Annotated in this window: 20 protein-coding genes; all 20 read left to right on the forward strand. The window is 59.4% G+C overall.

Annotation, left to right across the window (positions count from 1 at the left end; translation table 11 throughout):
• Window positions 1-184 precede the first annotated feature (184 nt).
• Window positions 185-697 (forward strand): crossover junction endodeoxyribonuclease RuvC, encoded by a 513-nt coding sequence (gene ruvC / locus ACTJKV_RS05710; protein ID WP_062427941.1) that lies wholly within the window; start codon window positions 185-187, stop codon window positions 695-697.
• A 51-nt stretch (window positions 698-748) separates the two neighbouring features.
• Window positions 749-1366 carry a Holliday junction branch migration protein RuvA gene (ruvA, locus tag ACTJKV_RS05715; RefSeq protein ID WP_274103172.1) on the forward strand — a complete coding sequence of 206 codons (618 nt, stop codon included), beginning with the start codon at window positions 749-751 and terminating at the stop codon, window positions 1364-1366.
• A gap of 75 nt (window positions 1367-1441) precedes the next feature.
• On the forward strand, window positions 1442-1723 hold the full coding sequence (locus ACTJKV_RS05720; protein ID WP_062439812.1) for an AbrB/MazE/SpoVT family DNA-binding domain-containing protein: 282 nt from the start codon (window positions 1442-1444) through the stop codon (window positions 1721-1723).
• Entirely contained in the window at window positions 1720-2124 is a 405-nt protein-coding gene (locus ACTJKV_RS05725; RefSeq protein WP_062439814.1) for a PIN domain-containing protein, read from the forward strand. Before ACTJKV_RS05720 ends, ACTJKV_RS05725 begins: the two co-directional genes overlap by 4 nt.
• Window positions 2121-3161, forward strand: a complete 1041-nt coding sequence (gene ruvB, locus ACTJKV_RS05730) for a Holliday junction branch migration DNA helicase RuvB (protein WP_062427945.1) — start codon at window positions 2121-2123, stop codon at window positions 3159-3161. Before ACTJKV_RS05725 ends, ruvB begins: the two co-directional genes overlap by 4 nt.
• A 2-nt stretch (window positions 3162-3163) precedes the next feature.
• Window positions 3164-4057 carry a metallophosphoesterase gene (locus ACTJKV_RS05735; protein ID WP_343108936.1) on the forward strand — a complete coding sequence of 298 codons (894 nt, stop codon included), beginning with the start codon at window positions 3164-3166 and terminating at the stop codon, window positions 4055-4057.
• Window positions 4058-4111: 54 nt separating this feature from the next.
• Window positions 4112-4330: a DUF2945 domain-containing protein gene (locus tag ACTJKV_RS05740; RefSeq protein WP_062427947.1), complete on the forward strand. Its 219-nt coding sequence runs from the start codon at window positions 4112-4114 to the stop codon at window positions 4328-4330.
• An 84-nt stretch (window positions 4331-4414) separates the two neighbouring features.
• Window positions 4415-4981: a DinB family protein gene (locus ACTJKV_RS05745; RefSeq protein WP_274103176.1), complete on the forward strand. Its 567-nt coding sequence runs from the start codon at window positions 4415-4417 to the stop codon at window positions 4979-4981.
• 15 nt (window positions 4982-4996) lie between these two features.
• On the forward strand, window positions 4997-5509 hold the full coding sequence (locus tag ACTJKV_RS05750) for an NUDIX hydrolase (RefSeq protein ID WP_274103178.1): 513 nt from the start codon (window positions 4997-4999) through the stop codon (window positions 5507-5509).
• A complete protein-coding gene (locus ACTJKV_RS05755; protein WP_274103179.1) occupies window positions 5506-6030 on the forward strand; it encodes an NUDIX hydrolase in 525 nt (174 codons plus the stop codon). Before ACTJKV_RS05750 ends, ACTJKV_RS05755 begins: the two co-directional genes overlap by 4 nt.
• Window positions 6023-6463, forward strand: a complete 441-nt coding sequence (gene ybgC, locus ACTJKV_RS05760; protein ID WP_062427951.1) for a tol-pal system-associated acyl-CoA thioesterase — start codon at window positions 6023-6025, stop codon at window positions 6461-6463. The genes ACTJKV_RS05755 and ybgC overlap by 8 nt, the downstream gene beginning before the upstream one ends.
• A gap of 264 nt (window positions 6464-6727) precedes the next feature.
• Complete coding sequence (tolQ, locus tag ACTJKV_RS05765; protein ID WP_062427952.1) at window positions 6728-7447, forward strand: protein TolQ; 720 nt, start codon at window positions 6728-6730, stop codon at window positions 7445-7447.
• A 34-nt stretch (window positions 7448-7481) separates the two neighbouring features.
• Window positions 7482-7943, forward strand: a complete 462-nt coding sequence (gene tolR / locus ACTJKV_RS05770; protein WP_062427953.1) for a protein TolR — start codon at window positions 7482-7484, stop codon at window positions 7941-7943.
• 8 nt (window positions 7944-7951) lie between these two features.
• Window positions 7952-9136, forward strand: coding sequence for a hypothetical protein (locus ACTJKV_RS05775; protein ID WP_062427954.1), 1185 nt, complete (start codon window positions 7952-7954; stop codon window positions 9134-9136).
• A gap of 78 nt (window positions 9137-9214) precedes the next feature.
• Window positions 9215-10528 carry a Tol-Pal system beta propeller repeat protein TolB gene (gene tolB, locus ACTJKV_RS05780; RefSeq protein ID WP_062427955.1) on the forward strand — a complete coding sequence of 438 codons (1314 nt, stop codon included), beginning with the start codon at window positions 9215-9217 and terminating at the stop codon, window positions 10526-10528.
• Window positions 10529-10840: 312 nt separating this feature from the next.
• Window positions 10841-11377: a peptidoglycan-associated lipoprotein Pal gene (gene pal / locus ACTJKV_RS05785; RefSeq protein ID WP_062427956.1), complete on the forward strand. Its 537-nt coding sequence runs from the start codon at window positions 10841-10843 to the stop codon at window positions 11375-11377.
• A 157-nt stretch (window positions 11378-11534) separates the two neighbouring features.
• Window positions 11535-12551 (forward strand): tol-pal system protein YbgF, encoded by a 1017-nt coding sequence (gene ybgF, locus ACTJKV_RS05790; protein ID WP_062427957.1) that lies wholly within the window; start codon window positions 11535-11537, stop codon window positions 12549-12551.
• A 20-nt stretch (window positions 12552-12571) separates the two neighbouring features.
• Window positions 12572-13900 carry a tRNA lysidine(34) synthetase TilS gene (gene tilS, locus ACTJKV_RS05795; protein ID WP_274103180.1) on the forward strand — a complete coding sequence of 443 codons (1329 nt, stop codon included), beginning with the start codon at window positions 12572-12574 and terminating at the stop codon, window positions 13898-13900.
• 130 nt (window positions 13901-14030) lie between these two features.
• On the forward strand, window positions 14031-15977 hold the full coding sequence (ftsH, locus tag ACTJKV_RS05800) for an ATP-dependent zinc metalloprotease FtsH (RefSeq protein ID WP_062427959.1): 1947 nt from the start codon (window positions 14031-14033) through the stop codon (window positions 15975-15977).
• A 434-nt stretch (window positions 15978-16411) separates the two neighbouring features.
• Window positions 16412-17764, forward strand: a complete 1353-nt coding sequence (gene glmM, locus ACTJKV_RS05805) for a phosphoglucosamine mutase (protein WP_062426211.1) — start codon at window positions 16412-16414, stop codon at window positions 17762-17764.
• Window positions 17765-18045: the final 281 nt, after the last annotated feature.

Below are 18045 nucleotides of genomic sequence, written 5' to 3' on the forward strand. Positions count from 1 at the left end.
GACCTTATTTAAGGTGTGGCGTCGTATTTGCCATCCTCGTCGCAGCGAATTGATCCATGGTTCAAAAAAACTGACGGCGTGAGCGTGTATGGCGATCCGCTGGCGCGGCGCATTTTCTCATTGAATGTTTTTGTTTTGTTCACTTATGGCTGGCAGGTTTCCTGACCAGACGATAGGGTGAGACATGCAAAACGCGATTCGAATTATCGGCATTGATCCGGGCTTAAGGCGTACGGGCTGGGGCGTCATCGAGACGATCGGCAACAGCCTGCGTTTCGTGGCGTCCGGCACGGTAACGTCCGATGGCGACATGGATCTCGCCTCGCGCCTTTGTCAGCTGCATGACGGGCTGGCGGATGTCGTTCACTCCTATCAGCCGGATGAGGCGGCGGTGGAACAGACCTTCGTCAACAAGGACGCGGTGGCGACCCTGAAACTTGGTCAGGCGCGTGGCATTGCCATGCTCGTTCCCGCCCGTGCGGGCCTGCCCGTATCCGAATATGCGCCGAATGCCGTGAAGAAGGCGGTTATCGGTGTGGGGCACGGTGAAAAGCAGCAGATCCACATGATGCTGAAAATCCTGATGCCGAAGGCCGAGTTCAAGGGTAATGACGCCGCCGACGCCTTGGCGATTGCCATCTGCCACGCGCATAACCGCGGGGGCGACCGGATGCGCCGGCTTCTTGCTGCGGGCTAAGCGGGCGTTCTTCGGCTCTTCACCTCTTTCTCAAATATCACGGACGCGACGATGATCGGCAAACTCAAAGGCACCATAGAGGAAATCGGCGACGACTACGTTCTCGTTGACGTCCATGGCGTCTGCTACGTGGCGCATTGTTCGGCGCGCACTCTGTCCAGGCTTGGCTCAGCCGGCGAGGCGGTGGTGCTGTTCATCGAGACCTATGTGCGCGAGGACCAGTTGAAGCTTTTCGGCTTCATGAGCGCTCTTGAGCGCGAGTGGTTCAATCTGTTGCAGAGCGTGCAGGGTGTGGGCTCCAAGGTGGCGCTAGCGGTTCTCTCCACCCTCTCGCCGTCCGAACTCGCAAACGCCATCGCACTGCAGGACAAGGCTGTTGTCTCCCGCGCGCCGGGCGTTGGCCCGAAGGTTGCGATTCGCATCGTCACCGAATTGCGCAACAAGGCGCCGGCCTTTGCTGGAGAGGCGGCAGGTGCCATCGGTCTCAAGCAGGAGATCGGCGAAGGCGCGGCACCAGCACCTGTGGCCGATGCCGTCTCGGCCTTGACCAATCTCGGCTATTCGCGAGACCAGGCCGCCAATGCGGTGGCTGCCGCCTTGAAGAATGGTGGTGAGGGTGGCGATAGCGCCAGGCTGATCCGACTGGGTTTGAAGGAGCTTTCGCGATAAATCGGACATTTGTGTTTCTGGCGGATGAGTGATAAGATTTCCGCCATATGAAGTTTTTTCTTACGGGTGCTTATAATGGGATGGGAAGTTGTCGTTTCGTCGAAGGGGCAGGTGACGTTGCCGAAAGACATGCGTGAAGCGCTCGACCTCAGGCCCGGTGATCAGGTCGTCTACTCCATCATCGATGGCGAAGTGGTGCTGACGCCAAAGAATGTTGATTTCAATGATCTCGCTGGCCTTTTAGGTAAGCCTCCCAAGGGCCGTGCCACCTTGGAAGAAATAGACGAGACCGTCAGCAAGGCTGCAGGCCATAACGTCGTCGATACCGATGATGATCAGGCGGATGCCGCTGCATGATGGTCTATGGCGTGGATACGAACGTCGTTCTTCGTCTTTTCGTTGATGATGAGCCAGGCCAACGGGAAGCAGCACTGCGTTTCGGAGCAGGGATTGGCCGCGACTACACTGTCTTCGTAACGCTTCTCACTTTGATCGAGCTCAGTTGGGCTTTGAAGTCACAATACGGTTTCGATCGACGACAGATCAGCTTGGCCATTCGCAAGTTGCTGCACACAAGGGGTTTGGTCGTTGAAGGACACGATAAGGTCGTCAAAGCCGTCCGTCTGGTTGAGCGCCATAATGCCGACTTCACGGACGCGCTTATCGCGTGTCAGTCGCTCGGCGAAGGCTGCAAAACGATTTATACCTTCGACATCAAGGCAGCGCGAAAAATACCCGGAATGGAACTTTTGACATGAGTGAGGCTGCACGGCTGATTTCTTCTGAGAAGCGCGGCGAGGATATCGATACGACGCTGCGCCCGCAGACGCTTGATGATTTTACCGGCCAGGCGGAGGCGCGCGCCAATCTGAAGATTTTCATCGAGGCAGCGAAGAACCGCGGCGAGGCGCTGGATCATGTGCTCTTCGTCGGTCCGCCCGGTCTCGGCAAGACGACGCTGGCACAGATCATGGCGAAGGAGCTTGGGGTTAACTTCAAGTCCACCTCCGGCCCGGTCATCGCCAAGGCGGGTGATCTTGCAGCGCTTTTGACCAACCTTGAAGAGCGCGACGTTCTGTTCATCGACGAAATTCACCGGCTGAGCCCGGCGGTGGAGGAAATCCTCTATCCGGCGATGGAAGACTTTCAGCTCGATCTGATCATTGGCGAGGGGCCAGCGGCACGCTCGGTGAAGATCGATCTTTCCAAGTTTACCCTCGTTGCCGCCACCACGCGCCTTGGTCTTCTGACCACGCCGCTCCGCGACCGTTTCGGCATTCCGGTGAGGCTCTCCTTCTACACGGTGGATGAGCTGGAACTGATCGTGCGCCGTGGTGCGCGGTTGATGGGGCTGCCGATGACGGATGAGGGCGCGCGCGAAGTTGCGCGCCGCGCGCGTGGGACGCCGCGTATTGCCGGGCGCCTGCTACGACGCGTGCGCGACTTTGCCGAAGTGGCCCGCGCCGAAGCCGTGACCCGCGAAATTGCCGATCAGGCGCTGACGCGGCTTTTGGTCGACAATATGGGTCTCGATCAGCTCGACATGCGCTATCTGACGATGATCGCGATGAATTTCGGTGGCGGGCCAGTCGGCATCGAAACCATTGCAGCCGGTCTCTCAGAGCCACGCGATGCGATCGAAGATATCATCGAGCCCTATATGATCCAGCAGGGATTTATCCAGAGAACGCCACGTGGCCGTATTTTGACCGCGACAGCGTGGAAGCATCTCGGTATGCAGCCGCCTAAGGATCTGGAAGCGGCGCAGTTTCGCCTATCTCTCGAGGACGAGTAAATTTGATCACGCGTCGAGCGCTTCTTAAAATGGCCGCGACTGCCAGCGCAGGCTTCTTTTCGCTTGGGGCCTATGCAGGTGGTGTCGAACCTATGCTGCGGCTTGCGACGACGCGCTATCGCATCACCCCACCCAACTGGCCGGCCGGGCAGAGCCTGCGTCTCGTCATCCTTGCCGATGTGCATGCCTGCGAACCGTGGATGTCGACGGAACGGATTTCAAGCATCGCCAACTATGCCAATACGCTTGGCGGGGATATCATTCTGCTGCTTGGCGACTACGTCACCGGCATGCAACGCTTCATCACCGATATCGTCCCGCCAGCGGAATGGGCAAAGGCGCTTTCCGGCTTGACCGCACCCTATGGCGTTCACGCCGTGTGCGGCAATCATGACTGGGCGCAGGATGCCGAAGCCCAAAGGCTGCGGCTGAAGGAAACCGTGTCGCACAGGGCGCTTCGCGCCGTCGGTATTACCGTTCATTCCAACACCGCGATCCGAACCGGGAGCGAAGAGCATCCCTTCTGGATTGCTGGACTTGAGGATCAGTGGGCCTTTCGCGAAAGTGGCGAGACTGTCGGGCTCGACGATCTTCCTGGAACGATGGCGCAGATCACCGATGACGCGCCGATCATCATGATGGCCCATGAGCCGGATATTTTCCCGACGATCCCGGAGCGCGTGTCACTGACCTTGTCAGGTCACACGCATGGCGGGCAGGTCAATCTCTTTGGCTGGAGACCCGTCGTTCCGTCGCTCTTCGGCGAGAGATATGCCTATGGACACAAGGTCGAGAACAATCGCCACCTGGTCGTGTCGGGCGGGCTTGGTTGTTCCGGCGCGCCGATCCGCTTCATGTCGCCACCGGAAATCGTTGTGATCGATCTGGTCGGCTGACGGAACCAGATCGCGGCCGCCGCCTTTTCCCGTTCTTTCAATGGGAGAAGCCGCATGACGACATATCGCAAAGGCACCAAGGTCAGCTGGAAGTGGGGCAATGGCAAAGGCGAGGGCAAGGTGGCCGAGAGCTTTACCGAGGATGTCGAACGCAAGATCGACGGCTCGACGATCAAGCGTAAGGCCAGCAAGGATGAGCCTGCCTATCTGATCGAGCAGGAAGATGGCGGCAAAGTTCTGAAGAGCCATTCGGAGCTCGACAAGGCGAGTTGAGCCGACACCTCGTCGCCGCTGACGAAAAAGGCTCAAGGCGCTGATTGCCTCGGGCCTTCGGCCTGTATGCGAGAGGATGGCGAGATGACCTATGATTCAACGCGGATATTCAAAAAGCTGGCGCGCAACAACAGGCTTGCCAATCTGCGCTTGCACCACGCCTGTCTTCAATTAACCGCTGATGAGTTGGTGGCACCGCGCACCAGCTTTTTTCCGACGATCCGCAAAACGCTGAACCACATTTACCTGGTGGATCTCTTCTATCTCGATGCGATGAACGGCGGATCGTTGGGTCACAGCGTTTTCGGCGAGCCTGAGCCCTATAGCGACATGGCGTCCTTGGCAGAGGCGCAAGCGGCACTCGACATGGATCTGATCGCTTTCGTCGACGGTCTCGACGAGGACGGGCTTGCCGCTACGGTCCATGTTCACCGCGGTGAGCGGGTGCAGCAGGATCGTTGCGACGATATTCTTTCCCATCTCTTTCAACATCAAACGCATCATCGCGGCCAGGTTCATGCGATGCTCTCCGGCACGCGCCTCAAGCCGCCACAGCTGGATGAATTTATCGTCGGCGACGATGCGCCTGTTCGCAAAACCGAATTACAGGCATTAGGATGGACGGAAACTGATTTGCTGTTTCCTGTTTAATCCTTTGGACACCTGATGGTTGAAGACACTCGCATTCGCATGAAATTCAAGCCGAAGCGCATTTTCCAGATGCGCGTGGCAGGCATCGCCTTTCGCAACGGCCACGTGCTGGTGCATCGCGCCACCCATGAGAAATTCTGGACCTTTCCCGGCGGGCGCGCCGAAATGGGCGAGCGATCGGAAGAGACGCTGGCGCGCGAAATGGTGGAAGAACTGGGTGCCGAGGTTTCCGTTGGGCGGCTGCTGTGGGTGGTGGAGAACTTCTTTCACTACGAGGGCAAGGACTGGCACGAGCTTGGTTTCTACTACCTGATGGACCTGCCCGAGAGCTTCCCATTCGATGAGGAAAAGATCGTCCACCGGGTTCAGGACGGCAAGAATGCGCTTGAGTTTCGCTGGGCCAGGGCGACTACAGAGGCATTGACGGCACTCGACATCCCGCCCTATTTCATCGCCGCAGAGATCGAAAACTTGCCCGCCTCCACCCGCCACGTGGTCTGGGATGACGGCAATCTGGACGACAAATGAGCAATCCTCAACCGCGCCACATGATCCGGCTGGACCACAAGCCGCAGCTCTTCAGCTTTCGCGTGGCAGCCCTGATCTTCCACCAAGGTCATCTTCTGGTGAACCGGAGCGTCGCCGATCGTTACTGGGCGCTGCCCGGTGGCCGGGCCGAAATCGGGGAAAGCACCGACGAAACGATCCTGCGCGAGATCGAGGAAGAGCTGCATGTGAAGGCGCGCATCGAGCGTCTCGTCTGGTCGGCGGAAAACTTCTTCACTTACGGCGACTATCAGGCGCATGAGATGGCCTTCTATTATCAAATCCGGCTGGACGAGGCTTTTCCGTTTCATGAGAATGATATCATTCACCGCGTCGCCGATGGCGGCGAGGTAGAGTTCCGCTGGTTGCCCGCAACCGTGAAAGCACTACGGGAGAACGATCTGCGTCCCGCATTCATTGCCGACAGTATCGAGATGCTGCCTGAGCGGCATCAGCATGTGATCGTGCGCGAAGGCAATCAACCCAGGACAGACAATGACTGACATCACCGTTTCCCTTTCCGGAGAGTTGATCGAGCATGGCCACAGGCTGGTGCAGCGGGTCTATTACGAGGATACGGATTTTTCCGGCCTCGTCTATCACGCTCGCTACCTTCATTTCCTCGAGCGCGGCCGCACCGACTATCTGCGCTGCCTTGGCTGCGAGCAGAGTGCGCTTCTGACGGCGGATGAGGAGGGGCTGGTCTTTGTCGTTCACCGCATGGAGATCGACTTCAAGACGCCGGCGCGGATGGACGATGTGTTGACCATTACCACCATCACCGAAAAGGCGGGCGGGGCAAAGATGGTGCTGAACCAGGAGATCCGTCGTGGCGAGACGCTGCTGGTCGCGGCGAAAGTGATCATTGCCGTCATCAACGCCAAAGGAAGACCAAGACGTCTGCCGGAGACGGTCGCGGAGAAGTTTTTGAAGTAAACCGAAGGGCGGGACAGAAAACGCGCCCGCAGCCCCATGTTTCGTAACACTCCCTTAACCATAATGTAGTCTTACTGAAACGCCCGGTATTTGTGGGCTATGCGCCTTCCTTTTACCAAATTTACCGGCGAATAAGGCGTACTGGCACTTATCGGGGCAAAGGCGACGGGCTGGCGGATTTCAACCGCGACGCTTAACGCATCAATGCGTGTTTGAATCGCCCGGTCATGCACCGGGCGTTTGGATTCGGGGATTGGAATATTTATGGAACAGGCAGGTTTGGCAGCGGCAACGCATGATGTGAGTCTTTGGGCACTGTTCATGCAGGCAGGACTCATCGTCAAGCTGGTGATGATCGGCCTCTTAGCCGCCTCGGTTTGGACGTGGGCCATCGTCATCGACAAATATATGAGCTTCACCAAGGCACGGCGCCAGTTCGATCAGTTCGAGCAGGTGTTCTGGTCCGGCCAGTCGCTTGAAGAGCTCTACCGCACCCTGGCCGAACGCCAGAATGGCGGCCTTGCGGCGATCTTCGTGGCCGCCATGCGCGAATGGAAGAAGTCCTTCGAGCGCGGCGCGCGGTCTCCGATCGGTCTGCAGATGCGTATCGACCGGGCCATGGATGTGACGATGTCACGCGAAGCCGAGCAGTTCGAAGCGCGTCTCGGTTCGCTGGCGACCATCGGTTCTGCCGGTCCGTTCATCGGTCTTTTCGGTACGGTTGTCGGTATCATGACCTCGTTCCAGGCGATTGCCGGTTCGAAGTCCACCAACCTTGCGGTCGTGGCGCCCGGTATTGCCGAAGCGCTTCTGGCAACCGCAATCGGCCTCGTGGCCGCTATTCCGGCGGTCATGGCCTACAACAAGTTCATGGCTGACGCGCACAAGCTTTCCTCGCGCATGGAAGGTTTTGCCGACGAGTTCTCCGCGATCCTGTCTCGCCAGATCGACGAGAAGCTGCAGACGCGTCAGGCCGCGCAGTAAAACGCAACGCCGAAAGCCAGTGGAGTAAAACGCGATGGGTATGTCAGCAGGCGGTAGCGGTGGTGGTTCGGGCGGTCGTCGCGGCCGTGGACGCGGTCGCCGTGGCGGCGGTGCGATCAGCGAAATCAACGTGACGCCACTCGTGGACGTCATGCTCGTGCTGCTCATCATCTTCATGGTGGCAGCGCCGATGATGACGGTCGGCGTGCCGGTCGATCTGCCGCAGACCTCTGCCTCCGCTCTGAACTCGGAAACGCAGCCGATCACCATTTCGGTCAATGCCAATGGCCAGATCCATCTGCAGGAAACGCCTATCGAAGCGGCGGAAGTGGCGGATAAGCTGAAAGCGATCGCCACCACCGGATACAATGAACGCGTCTTCGTGCGTGCCGATTCCGTCGCCGCTTATGGCGTTGTCGCGGATGTCATGGCGCGTATTCAGGGTGCGGGCTTCAAGAATATCGGCCTCGTAACGCAACAGAAACAGGACAATTGACCTCGGCGATGAAGGGTAGCATTACCACATCTGCGATCGTGCACGCCTCGCTGCTGGCCTTTGCCCTTGTGTCCCTGGGCTCGCCGGCACCGCTCGAGGTGTCTCAGGCCGAGTCGATGCCTGTCGAACTCGTCTCCGTCGAGGAAATGACGCAGATCCAGCAGGGTGACAAGAAGGCGCCGAAAGCGGAGAAATCCGCCCCTGTTCCGACCACGCGTCCCGACACCGTGCCCAATGCGCAGAATGTCGGCAACAACAATGCCGACCTCGATGCGCCGCCGACGCCGACCGAAAAGCCCAACAACAATGACAGTGCTGCCGCTCCGCCCAAGCAGGAGCAGCCGGCACCGGTGGTCGATACCAATCCGAACGACGTCAAGGACATCGTAAAGGAAGAGACCGCGCCGAAGCCGCAGGAGATGGCGGCCCTTCCACAGCCCAAGCCTGAAATCGCGACGCCGCCGAAGCCCGCCGAGCCACCGCCTGCCGAGCAGAAGGCCGAAGAGCCGCCGCCGCAGAACCAGGAACCGGCAGAAATTGCCGTGCCGCAGAACGTGCCGCGCCCCAATGCGCGTCCGCAGCCGCCGGAACAGAAGCCGGAGCCGCCAAAGCCCGAGCCGCAGAAGCCGGCTGAGCAGAAGCCTGCGGAAAAGCCGACTGAAAAGAAGACCGACCAGGCCAAGGCCAATGAAAAGCCTTCCGACAAGAAGGTCTCTGATCGCAAGCAGGAAACGGCAAAGGCTGCCGCAACACAGCAGAGCGAGTTCAATGCCGACGAAATCTCTGCACTTCTCAACAAGCAGGCGCCTTCCGGCGGTGGCGCGAAGCGCTCCACCCAGACGGCAGCCCTTGGTGGCAAGAAGACGATCGGCACGGGCCTGAGCGCCAGTGAGATGGATGCTTTGCGTGGACAGATCTCCAAGAACTGGTCGATGGTTGCCGGCCTGACGGATGTGGCGCAGGTGGTCGTTGAAGTCCGCGTCCATCTCGACAGATCGGGTGAGATCGTCGGCCAGCTTGAGGTTTCGGCGACAGGCGGACCGGACGGAACGCGCCGGGCGGTGGAAGGCAGCGCAAGGCGCGCCGTCACCCGATCCGCGCCCTTTACCAATCTCCCACCGGATAAGTACGACGGTGAAAAAGGATGGAACACCTTGTTGTTGACGTTCACGCCGGAAGACTTCGGTGTCTAAGCAGCCGCTTTCGGCGCCGGGCATCCGTATTCCAATCGATGTGCAATTTATGAAAAAAAAGCTGAAAGGCTTGTCTCGATGATCAAGTTCTCTTTCCTTCGCGCGATGATGGTGGCCTCCGGCCTCATCCTGTCGTTCGTTGCGATCACTCCAGCCAACGCGGAAGTTCGGCTCAATATCACCAAGGGCAATGTGCAGCCGCTGCCGATTGCGATCACCGATTTCATGTCGGGTGACGGCATCGGTGCGCAGGTTTCCGCTGTGGTTGCGGCGGACCTGCAGCGCTCCGGCCTGTTTGCGCCGATCAACAAGAGCGCCTTCATCGAAAAGATCAGCAATCCGGACCAGTCCCCGCGCTTTGAAGACTGGAAGGTCATCAATGCCCAGGCACTGGTGACGGGCCGGGTAACGAAAGAGGCCGATGGCCGTCTTCGCGCCGAGTTCCGTCTGTGGGACACCTTTGCCGGCCAGCAGATGATGGGTCAGCAGTTCTTCACCCAGCCGGAAAACTGGCGCCGCGTCGCGCATATCATCGCCGATGCCATCTATGAGCGCATCACCGGCGAGAAGGGCTATTTCGACACCCGCGTTGTTTTCGTGTCCGAAAGCGGACCGAAGCAGCAGCGCAAGCGCCAGCTGTCCATCATGGACCAGGATGGCTTCAACGTTCGCAACCTCACCAACACCAACGATCTGGTGCTGACGCCGCGCTTCTCGCCGAACCGGCAGGAAGTCACCTATATGTCGTTCGAAGGCAACCAGCCGCGCGTTTACCTGCTGCAACTGGAAACTGGACAGCGTGAAGTCGTCGGCAACTTCCCGGGCATGACCTTCTCCCCGCGCTTTTCGCCGGATGGTCAGAAGGTGATCATGAGCCTTCAGCAGGAGGGCAATGCCAATATCTACACGATGGATCTGCGCTCGCGCACCACGACGCGTCTGACGAATACGGGTGCGATCGACACGGCACCATCCTATTCGCCGGACGGCCAGCGCATCGCCTTTGAAAGCGACCGTGGCGGACGCCAGCAGATCTATGTGATGAATGCCGATGGCTCGGGCCAGACGCGTATTTCCTTCGGCGACGGGTCCTACTCCACGCCGGTCTGGTCTCCGCGCGGCGATCTGATTGCCTTTACCAAGCAGTCGGGCGGCAAGTTCTCCATCGGCGTGATGAAGCCCGATGGTTCTGGCGAGCGCATTCTGACGTCCGGCTTCCACAATGAGGGACCGACCTGGGCGCCAAATGGACGTGTGCTGATGTTCTTCCGCCAGAATGCCGGTGCCGGTGGCCCGCAGCTCTATTCCATCGACCTGACAGGTTACAACGAGCAGATGGTCAAGACCCCGACCTATGCGTCCGACCCTGCCTGGTCGCCACTACTTGACTAAGGCGTTTCGCGATCTTTCAGATTCGCTCCCTACGCATTAGGCCTTGTTCTTTCGCATGTCGCTCTCGCACAACCGCTCTACCGTTTTGCTTCGACCATGCCTGATGAATACCCGCCACAGCACCTCGAACCGGAGTTGTTGTGGCGGTTTTGTGGAGAATACCGGGAATGCGCCTCTTTCTTGCCGCAAAATGCTGTGAGGGAGCAGAAAAGTGGGACATTTCCGTTTTGTTAACCATAAGCGTTCGGGGGCCGTTAACCTCAATCGGTTAGCGTCTGGCAACGTTATCGAAATCCTAAGGAGAGACCGGCGATGAGCCGTACACAAACTTCGGCGCTTAGCCCAATGCAGAAAATCGCCCGCAATCCGGCTGTTATCGCTCTGACGCTTGCTCTGGCGCTTGCCGGTTGCGCGAACAAGAAGAACATGCCGAACAGCGCTGGCGAGCTTGGCCTCGGCGGTGGTGCTGGTTCCGCGACGCCTGGTTCGCAGCAGGACTTCACCGTCAATGTCGGCGACCGCATCTTCTTCGATACCGACTCCACCTCGATCCGCGCCGATGCACAGCAGACGCTGCAGCGTCAGGCCCAGTGGCTTGCTCGTTACCCGAACTACGCCATCACGGTTGAAGGCCATGCCGATGAACGCGGCACGCGCGAATACAACCTGGCGCTCGGTGCACGCCGTGCAGCCGCCACCAAGGAATTCCTGGCATCCCAGGGCGTTCCGGCCAACCGCATGAAGACCATCTCCTACGGCAAGGAACGTCCGGTCGCCGTTTGCGACGACATCTCCTGCTGGTCGCAGAACCGCCGCGCGGTTACCGTTCTCGGTGGCGCAGGCATGTAATTGCCTCGCGCAATCGTGATGAAATTTGCAAAGGCGGCCCTCGGGTCGCCTTTCGTTTTTTTCATAGTTTGGCCGAAGTTAAGTTGCTTTTTCATCGCAGATGGAAAAAATCGCGAGTTGCGCCGCTGGGGCGCAAATCAATGAGACAGGAAGCACTATGAAGAAACTTGTCGTGGCGGGAATGCTGGGGCTTGCAGCCTGCACCGGCTTCAGCGGCACTGCAGTGTCGCAGCCGTTGTTTGGCTGGGGTGGGAACCCTAGCACGACCAATTCGCGGGCTCCGGTGGTCAATGTCCAGGCCAACGAGACCTACCGCGTACAACAGCTTGAAGAGCAGATCCGTCAGTTGAACGGTCGTATCGAGGAGATGAGCTTCCAGCTTCTCCAGATGCAGGAAACCATTCGCAAGGCGCAGGAAGACAATGAGTACCGCTTCCAGGAACTGGAAGGCGGCGGCAAGTCCTCTGCACCGGCTGCAGCACCGAAGAAAAAGGCCGAGGCGGATCTTCCGCCTGCAGGCTCTTCCGCCGGTCCGTCTGACGATGTCGCAACCATTATCGGAGAGCCGTCCACCAACGGCGCTTCGGTGCCAGGCAGCGCAGCACCCACCGGTCCGCGGTCCAACGCGGCACCCGGCGAGACGACGCTTGGCTCGATCGAGCTTGATTCGCGCGGCCTGCCGGTTGGCGGCACGCTGAATTCCAGTGCCAACAATTCTGCAGGGGCGCTTCCAGGTGTAAGCACGGGTGGCAAGTCCACCAGCACCGATCCGGTCAATACCGCAGCGCTGACCAGCGAAAACGATATCTACCAGGCAGCTTACAGCCATGTGCTTGCTGGCGATTACAAGCAGGCGGAGCAGGGCTTCGAGCAGTATATCCAAGGCTACCCCAATGGCTCGAAGGCGGCGGATGCCAGCTTCTGGCTTGGCGAAGCGCAATATTCGCAGGGCAAGTTCACCGCTGCGGCGAAGACCTTTCTCGACGGCCACAAGAATTACGGCAAGTCTCCCAAGGCACCTGAAATGCTGCTGAAGCTCGGCATGTCGCTTGCCGCACTGGATAACAAAGACACCGCCTGCGCCACGCTGCGCGAAGTGCCGAAGCGCTACCCCAGCGCCTCCAAGACCGTTCTCGGCAAAGTCACCAGTGAACAGAAGCGCATCGGCTGCTGAGCCTGCTCGCCGCCCCCGCCATGGCGCCCCTTTCTTCTCCGCTAGCGCCGATTGAGGCAGCGCGGAATCTTCTAGAACGCATTTCAACACCCGCCCTTCTTCTGGTGGCGGTCTCAGGTGGAAGTGATTCCACCGGCCTGCTTCTTGCCCTTCACGAGGTTTTGCGTGTCTCCGGTCGCGACGATGTCCAGCTTCATGCCGTGACCATCGACCACGCTTTGCGCCCCGAAGCGGCGGATGAAGCGCAAGCCGTTCAATCCTTCTGCCGCGGGCTGAATATTCCCCATGACATCCTTCGCTGGAATGACGAGAAGCCGAAAACCGGTATCTCCGCCGCAGCGCGGCTAGCGCGGTATCGGCTGGTCGGCGAGGTCGCCGGCAAGATCGGCGCAACAGCCATTGTGGTCGGGCACACGCTTGACGACCAGCGCGAGACGATCGCGATGCGCAGTCAACGAAGCGCGCAGGCTGGCATGCCCGGCCTCTCTGGTATGGCGAATGCGGTTCTCTACAATGCCCGCCATTGGGTGCTGCGCCCGTTCTTGAGCGTGCGGCGCGAGGATATTCGCGACTATCTCGCCGCCAAAGGGCAGGGCTGGTTCGATGACCCTAGCAATGACGACGATAAGTATGAGCGGGTGCGTGTGCGCAAGCTCTCAAGGGATGCCGGACCACAGTCCCGCGAGCCGTTGCTTGACAGGACAGAGCTTGCATCCCGCGCCGCGGCTTTGGTCTCCGGCGCTGCGCAGGCTTATCCGGGTGGACTGATCAAGCTCAGCGCCGATTGTCTTGGCGATGATCCTACCGTCATCCGCTATGCGCTGACCGCAGTCGCTTGCGTTGCAGGCGGCAGAACCTATCCGCTTGCGGCGCAGAGCATGGATCGGGTGATGGCCTTTGTCACCGCCAGAGAGCCAGATAGGCTGACGGCAGGGCGCGTCATATTCGACCGGCGCAAGGATAGTTTATACCTGATGCGGGAGAACCGGGACGTGCCGACGATAACCGTTGCTCCCGGCGAGACCGCGAGGTGGGATGAGCGGTTCGAGATCGTCAACCGTTCTCAGCTTCCGGTGACTGTTTCCGGCGGTGCGGTTGCTTATGCAGAGGATGCCACGCCCACCGCCGTTCCGACCGGCGTGTTGAAACGCGCGAAGCTCTCGCAGCCACGTGTTACTCCGGAGGGTGCAGGGCAGGGGGAGGCCGATATGGGGTTGATTACGATGCGCCCTTTGCTAGCGCCCTACGACCTGTTTCTCCCGCGCTTCGACCTCGATTTGGCCAACGCAATTGCGCTCAGTCTCGGGCGCGGCGTCTATCCGCGGCTTCCACTGCAAAGTTTGTCGTAAATTTCGCAGAGTTTTTACCGCAAAACACATCTCCTTCCTCCCTTCGCCTTGGCAACCGCAACTGTCCTCCTTATGTTAGGGGCAACATAATGGCGGGCGGTCATCCGTCCGTTGGAGTTCGGGGAGTTCAATGAACCCAAATTTTAGAAATTTCGCCCTGTGGGCGGTGATTGCTCTTTTGCTGATTGCGCTTTTCAGCATGTTTCAGACGTCGCCGTCTCAGTCCGGCTCGCGCGAAATTCCATATTCGCAATTTATTCGTGATGTCGATGCAGGCCGTGTCCGTGAAGTGACGGTAACGGGCAACCGCGTTCTTGGCACCTACACCGAAAATGGAACGACCTTCCAGACCTATTCGCCGGTCATTGACGACTCGCTGATGGACCGTCTTCAGCAGAAGAACGTCACCATTGTCGCGCGTCCTGAAAGCGATGGTTCCTCCGGTTTCCTGAGCTATCTCGGTACGCTTCTCCCGATGTTCCTGATCCTTGGTGTGTGGCTGTTCTTCATGCGGCAGATGCAGGGTGGATCGCGCGGCGCGATGGGCTTTGGCAAATCCAAGGCGAAGCTTCTGACGGAAGCACATGGCCGCGTCACCTTTGACGATGTCGCCGGTGTCGACGAAGCCAAGCAGGACCTGGAAGAAATCGTCGAATTCCTGCGGGACCCGCAGAAGTTCCAGCGTCTCGGCGGCAAGATCCCGCGCGGCGTGCTGCTCGTCGGTCCTCCCGGTACGGGTAAGACGCTTCTGGCGCGCTCGGTTGCCGGTGAAGCCAATGTGCCGTTCTTCACCATTTCCGGTTCCGACTTCGTCGAAATGTTTGTCGGTGTGGGTGCATCCCGTGTCCGCGACATGTTCGAACAGGCGAAGAAGAACGCGCCCTGCATCATCTTCATCGACGAAATCGACGCCGTCGGTCGCCATCGCGGCGCCGGTCTTGGCGGCGGTAATGATGAACGCGAACAGACGCTGAACCAGTTGCTGGTCGAGATGGATGGTTTCGAGGCCAATGAAGGCATCATCCTGATCGCCGCGACCAACCGTCCCGACGTTCTTGACCCAGCACTTCTGCGCCCAGGCCGTTTCGACCGTCAGGTCGTGGTGCCGAACCCCGATATCGTCGGTCGCGAACGCATCCTGAAAGTGCATGCGCGCAACGTGCCTCTGGCGCCGAATGTCGATCTCAAGGTCTTGGCCCGTGGCACGCCCGGTTTCTCCGGTGCGGATCTGATGAACCTCGTCAATGAAGCAGCCCTCATGGCCGCCCGCCGCAACAAGCGCGTCGTCACCATGCAGGAATTCGAAGACGCCAAGGACAAGATCATGATGGGTGCGGAACGCCGCACGACCGCCATGACCGAGGCCGAAAAGAAACTGACCGCTTACCACGAGGCAGGCCACGCCATCACGGCTCTGAACGTGCCGGTGGCCGATCCGCTGCACAAGGCGACGATCATCCCGCGCGGTCGCGCGCTTGGCATGGTCATGCAGTTGCCGGAAGGCGACCGTTACTCGATGAGCTACAAGTGGATGGTGTCGCGCCTCGTCATCATGATGGGCGGCCGCGTTGCAGAAGAACTGACCTTCGGCAAGGAAAACATCACGTCGGGTGCGTCGTCCGATATCGAGCAGGCGACCAAGCTTGCGCGTGCCATGGTGACGCAGTGGGGCTTCTCCGACGAACTCGGACAGGTTGCCTATGGCGAAAACCAGCAGGAAGTCTTCCTGGGCCACTCCGTGTCGCAGTCGAAGAATGTTTCCGAGGCAACTGCGCGGACGATCGACAGCGAAGTTCGCCGCCTGATCGACGAGGCCTATACTGAAGCGCGCCGCATTCTGACCGACAAGCACGACGAGTTCGTGACTCTTGCCGAAGGCCTGCTCGAATATGAGACGCTGTCGGGCGAAGAGATCAAGTCGCTGCTGAAGGGCGAAAAGCCTGCTCGCGATATGGGCGACGACTCGCCCCATAATCGCGGCTCGGCCGTGCCGAAGGCGGGCGCCAAGAAGGATGGCCCGAACGAGGCCAAGGGCGATGGCGAAGCCGAAGGCGGCATGGAGCCCCAGCCGCACTGAGCTTCGTGCACAAGTTTACGACGGGAAGGCCGCTTCGAAAGAGCGGCCTTTTTGTTTGTCAGGTGTCGCTGGCGACGCTTGCTTGTCCAAAAGCTGGCACAAATTTCTCCGTCGTCATGGTCGGGCTTGACCCGACCATCCACAGGCAACAAACGTAAGCGATTGAAAAACATGGATCCTCGGGTCGAGCCCGAGGATGACGGAGTGTGTAGTGGGTGCGGCGCCAGTCCCGTAGCTTCCCGTCTGTCCGTCGCCTCTCTCATTGCTGGCGCTTCGCCCCCGAGCCCCCGCTTTCCTGGGGAGAACCTGGGCCGGTCACGACATATATTCCGTTTTTGCGGTAATTTACGTGCTGCCAGACTCGCTTTGTGGCATCTAGCGAAAAAAGGTTGCCGCATCTTAGTGCACGGCGCCGCCATATATTTGGAGTTCACATGACACGTCGCTATTTCGGAACTGATGGCATTCGCGGGCAATCCAACGTTTTCCCCATGACGCCGGATCTTGCGATGCGGGTGGGGATCGCTGTTGGCACGATCTTCCGTCGTGGCCATCACCGTCATCGCGTCGTGATCGGCAAGGATACACGTCTGTCCGGCTATATGCTGGAAAACGCCCTAGTCGCCGGCTTCACCGCCGCCGGTCTCGATGTCTTCCTGCTCGGCCCGATCCCGACTCCCGCCGTTGCCATGCTGACCCGCTCGCTTCGTGCCGATATCGGCGTGATGATTTCCGCCTCGCACAATCCCTTCGCCGATAACGGCATCAAGCTCTTCGGCCCGGATGGCTACAAGCTTTCCGATGAGCTGGAGCTGGAAATCGAAGACCTGCTCGACAAGGACATCCACGCACAGCTTGCCAAGCCGCATGAGATCGGTCGCGCCAAGCGCGTCGATGGCGACATTTATCGCTACATCGAGTTCGTCAAGCGCACCCTGCCACGCGACGTGACGCTGAGCGGGCTCAGGATTGCAATCGACTGCGCCAATGGCGCGGCCTACAAGGTCGCACCGACAGCGCTTTGGGAGCTCGGTGCCGAGGTCGTGACCATTGGTAACGAGCCGAACGGCACCAACATCAATTTCGAATGCGGCTCGACGCATCCGGACGCGTTGCAGAAGAAGGTGCACGAAGTGCGCGCCGATATCGGCATCGCGCTCGATGGCGACGCCGACCGTGTCATCATCGTCGATGAACGCGGCCAGATCGTCGATGGTGACCAGTTGATGGCGACGATCGCCCATAGCTGGGCCGACGACAATATCCTGCGTGGCGGCGGCATCGTCGCAACCGTCATGTCCAATCTCGGCCTGGAACGCTTCCTTGGCGACAAGGGTCTGACGCTGGCGCGCACCAAGGTTGGCGACCGTTACGTGGTCGAGCATATGCGCAACCACGATTTCAATGTCGGCGGCGAGCAGTCCGGCCATATCGTGCTTTCCGATTACGGCACGACGGGTGATGGCCTCGTGGCCGCCCTTCAGGTTCTGGCGCGCGTCAAGCGCTCGGGAAAGACGGTGAGCGAAGTGTGCCGCAAGTTCGAGCCCGTGCCGCAGCTCTTGAAGAATGTCCGCATTTCCGGCGGCAAGCCATTGGAAAACCCGGTTGTGAAACAGGCGATTGCCGATGCCGAAAGCGCGCTTGCCGACAAAGGCCGTCTCGTCATTCGCCCATCCGGCACCGAGCCGCTGATCCGCGTCATGGCAGAAGGCGATGACAGCGCCCAGGTCGAGCGGATCGTCAACGACCTGGTCGGCGTGATTGGCAGCGTGAAGTCGGCTGCTTGAAGGTAATCAACTGATAGGACGGGGAAAGGTAACGTCTTTCCTCATTCCTGTGCTTGTCACAGGAATCTAGCCGCTGCGCGTCCGCGCGGCGAGAGGAGTTCTTTAAGACCAAAGACTTGGTCTGACTGGATTCCTGTGACAAGCACAGGAATGAGGAACGTAACCATCGATGCTCCCGTTCCTTCGTCGCCGTCGCGGTGCAACTCGTCGAAGACACAGAAAAGATAAGCTCGATCAAAGACATACGTCATACGTCACAACATCGAACCGGACAGCGATGG

Origin of the sequence: Agrobacterium sp. 22117 (assembly GCF_052045735.1) — a bacterium.
GTDB classification, from domain to species: domain Bacteria; phylum Pseudomonadota; class Alphaproteobacteria; order Rhizobiales; family Rhizobiaceae; genus Agrobacterium; species Agrobacterium cavarae.

What these genes read in the sequence shown, in the direction of transcription:
- ruvC (WP_062427941.1), top strand. Translation starts at nt 185, where the DNA reads ATGCAAAACGCGATTCGAATTATCGGCATTGATCCGGGCTTAAGGCGT.
- ruvA (WP_274103172.1), top strand. Translation starts at nt 749, where the DNA reads ATGATCGGCAAACTCAAAGGCACCATAGAGGAAATCGGCGACGACTAC.
- ACTJKV_RS05720 (WP_062439812.1), top strand. Translation starts at nt 1,442, where the DNA reads ATGGGATGGGAAGTTGTCGTTTCGTCGAAGGGGCAGGTGACGTTGCCG.
- ACTJKV_RS05725 (WP_062439814.1), top strand. Translation starts at nt 1,720, where the DNA reads ATGATGGTCTATGGCGTGGATACGAACGTCGTTCTTCGTCTTTTCGTT.
- ruvB (WP_062427945.1), top strand. Translation starts at nt 2,121, where the DNA reads ATGAGTGAGGCTGCACGGCTGATTTCTTCTGAGAAGCGCGGCGAGGAT.
- ACTJKV_RS05740 (WP_062427947.1), top strand. Translation starts at nt 4,112, where the DNA reads ATGACGACATATCGCAAAGGCACCAAGGTCAGCTGGAAGTGGGGCAAT.
- ACTJKV_RS05745 (WP_274103176.1), top strand. Translation starts at nt 4,415, where the DNA reads ATGACCTATGATTCAACGCGGATATTCAAAAAGCTGGCGCGCAACAAC.
- ACTJKV_RS05750 (WP_274103178.1), top strand. Translation starts at nt 4,997, where the DNA reads ATGGTTGAAGACACTCGCATTCGCATGAAATTCAAGCCGAAGCGCATT.
- ACTJKV_RS05755 (WP_274103179.1), top strand. Translation starts at nt 5,506, where the DNA reads ATGAGCAATCCTCAACCGCGCCACATGATCCGGCTGGACCACAAGCCG.
- ybgC (WP_062427951.1), top strand. Translation starts at nt 6,023, where the DNA reads ATGACTGACATCACCGTTTCCCTTTCCGGAGAGTTGATCGAGCATGGC.
- tolQ (WP_062427952.1), top strand. Translation starts at nt 6,728, where the DNA reads ATGGAACAGGCAGGTTTGGCAGCGGCAACGCATGATGTGAGTCTTTGG.
- tolR (WP_062427953.1), top strand. Translation starts at nt 7,482, where the DNA reads ATGGGTATGTCAGCAGGCGGTAGCGGTGGTGGTTCGGGCGGTCGTCGC.
- ACTJKV_RS05775 (WP_062427954.1), top strand. Translation starts at nt 7,952, where the DNA reads ATGAAGGGTAGCATTACCACATCTGCGATCGTGCACGCCTCGCTGCTG.
- tolB (WP_062427955.1), top strand. Translation starts at nt 9,215, where the DNA reads ATGATCAAGTTCTCTTTCCTTCGCGCGATGATGGTGGCCTCCGGCCTC.
- pal (WP_062427956.1), top strand. Translation starts at nt 10,841, where the DNA reads ATGAGCCGTACACAAACTTCGGCGCTTAGCCCAATGCAGAAAATCGCC.
- ybgF (WP_062427957.1), top strand. Translation starts at nt 11,535, where the DNA reads ATGAAGAAACTTGTCGTGGCGGGAATGCTGGGGCTTGCAGCCTGCACC.
- tilS (WP_274103180.1), top strand. Translation starts at nt 12,572, where the DNA reads ATGGCGCCCCTTTCTTCTCCGCTAGCGCCGATTGAGGCAGCGCGGAAT.
- ftsH (WP_062427959.1), top strand. Translation starts at nt 14,031, where the DNA reads ATGAACCCAAATTTTAGAAATTTCGCCCTGTGGGCGGTGATTGCTCTT.
- glmM (WP_062426211.1), top strand. Translation starts at nt 16,412, where the DNA reads ATGACACGTCGCTATTTCGGAACTGATGGCATTCGCGGGCAATCCAAC.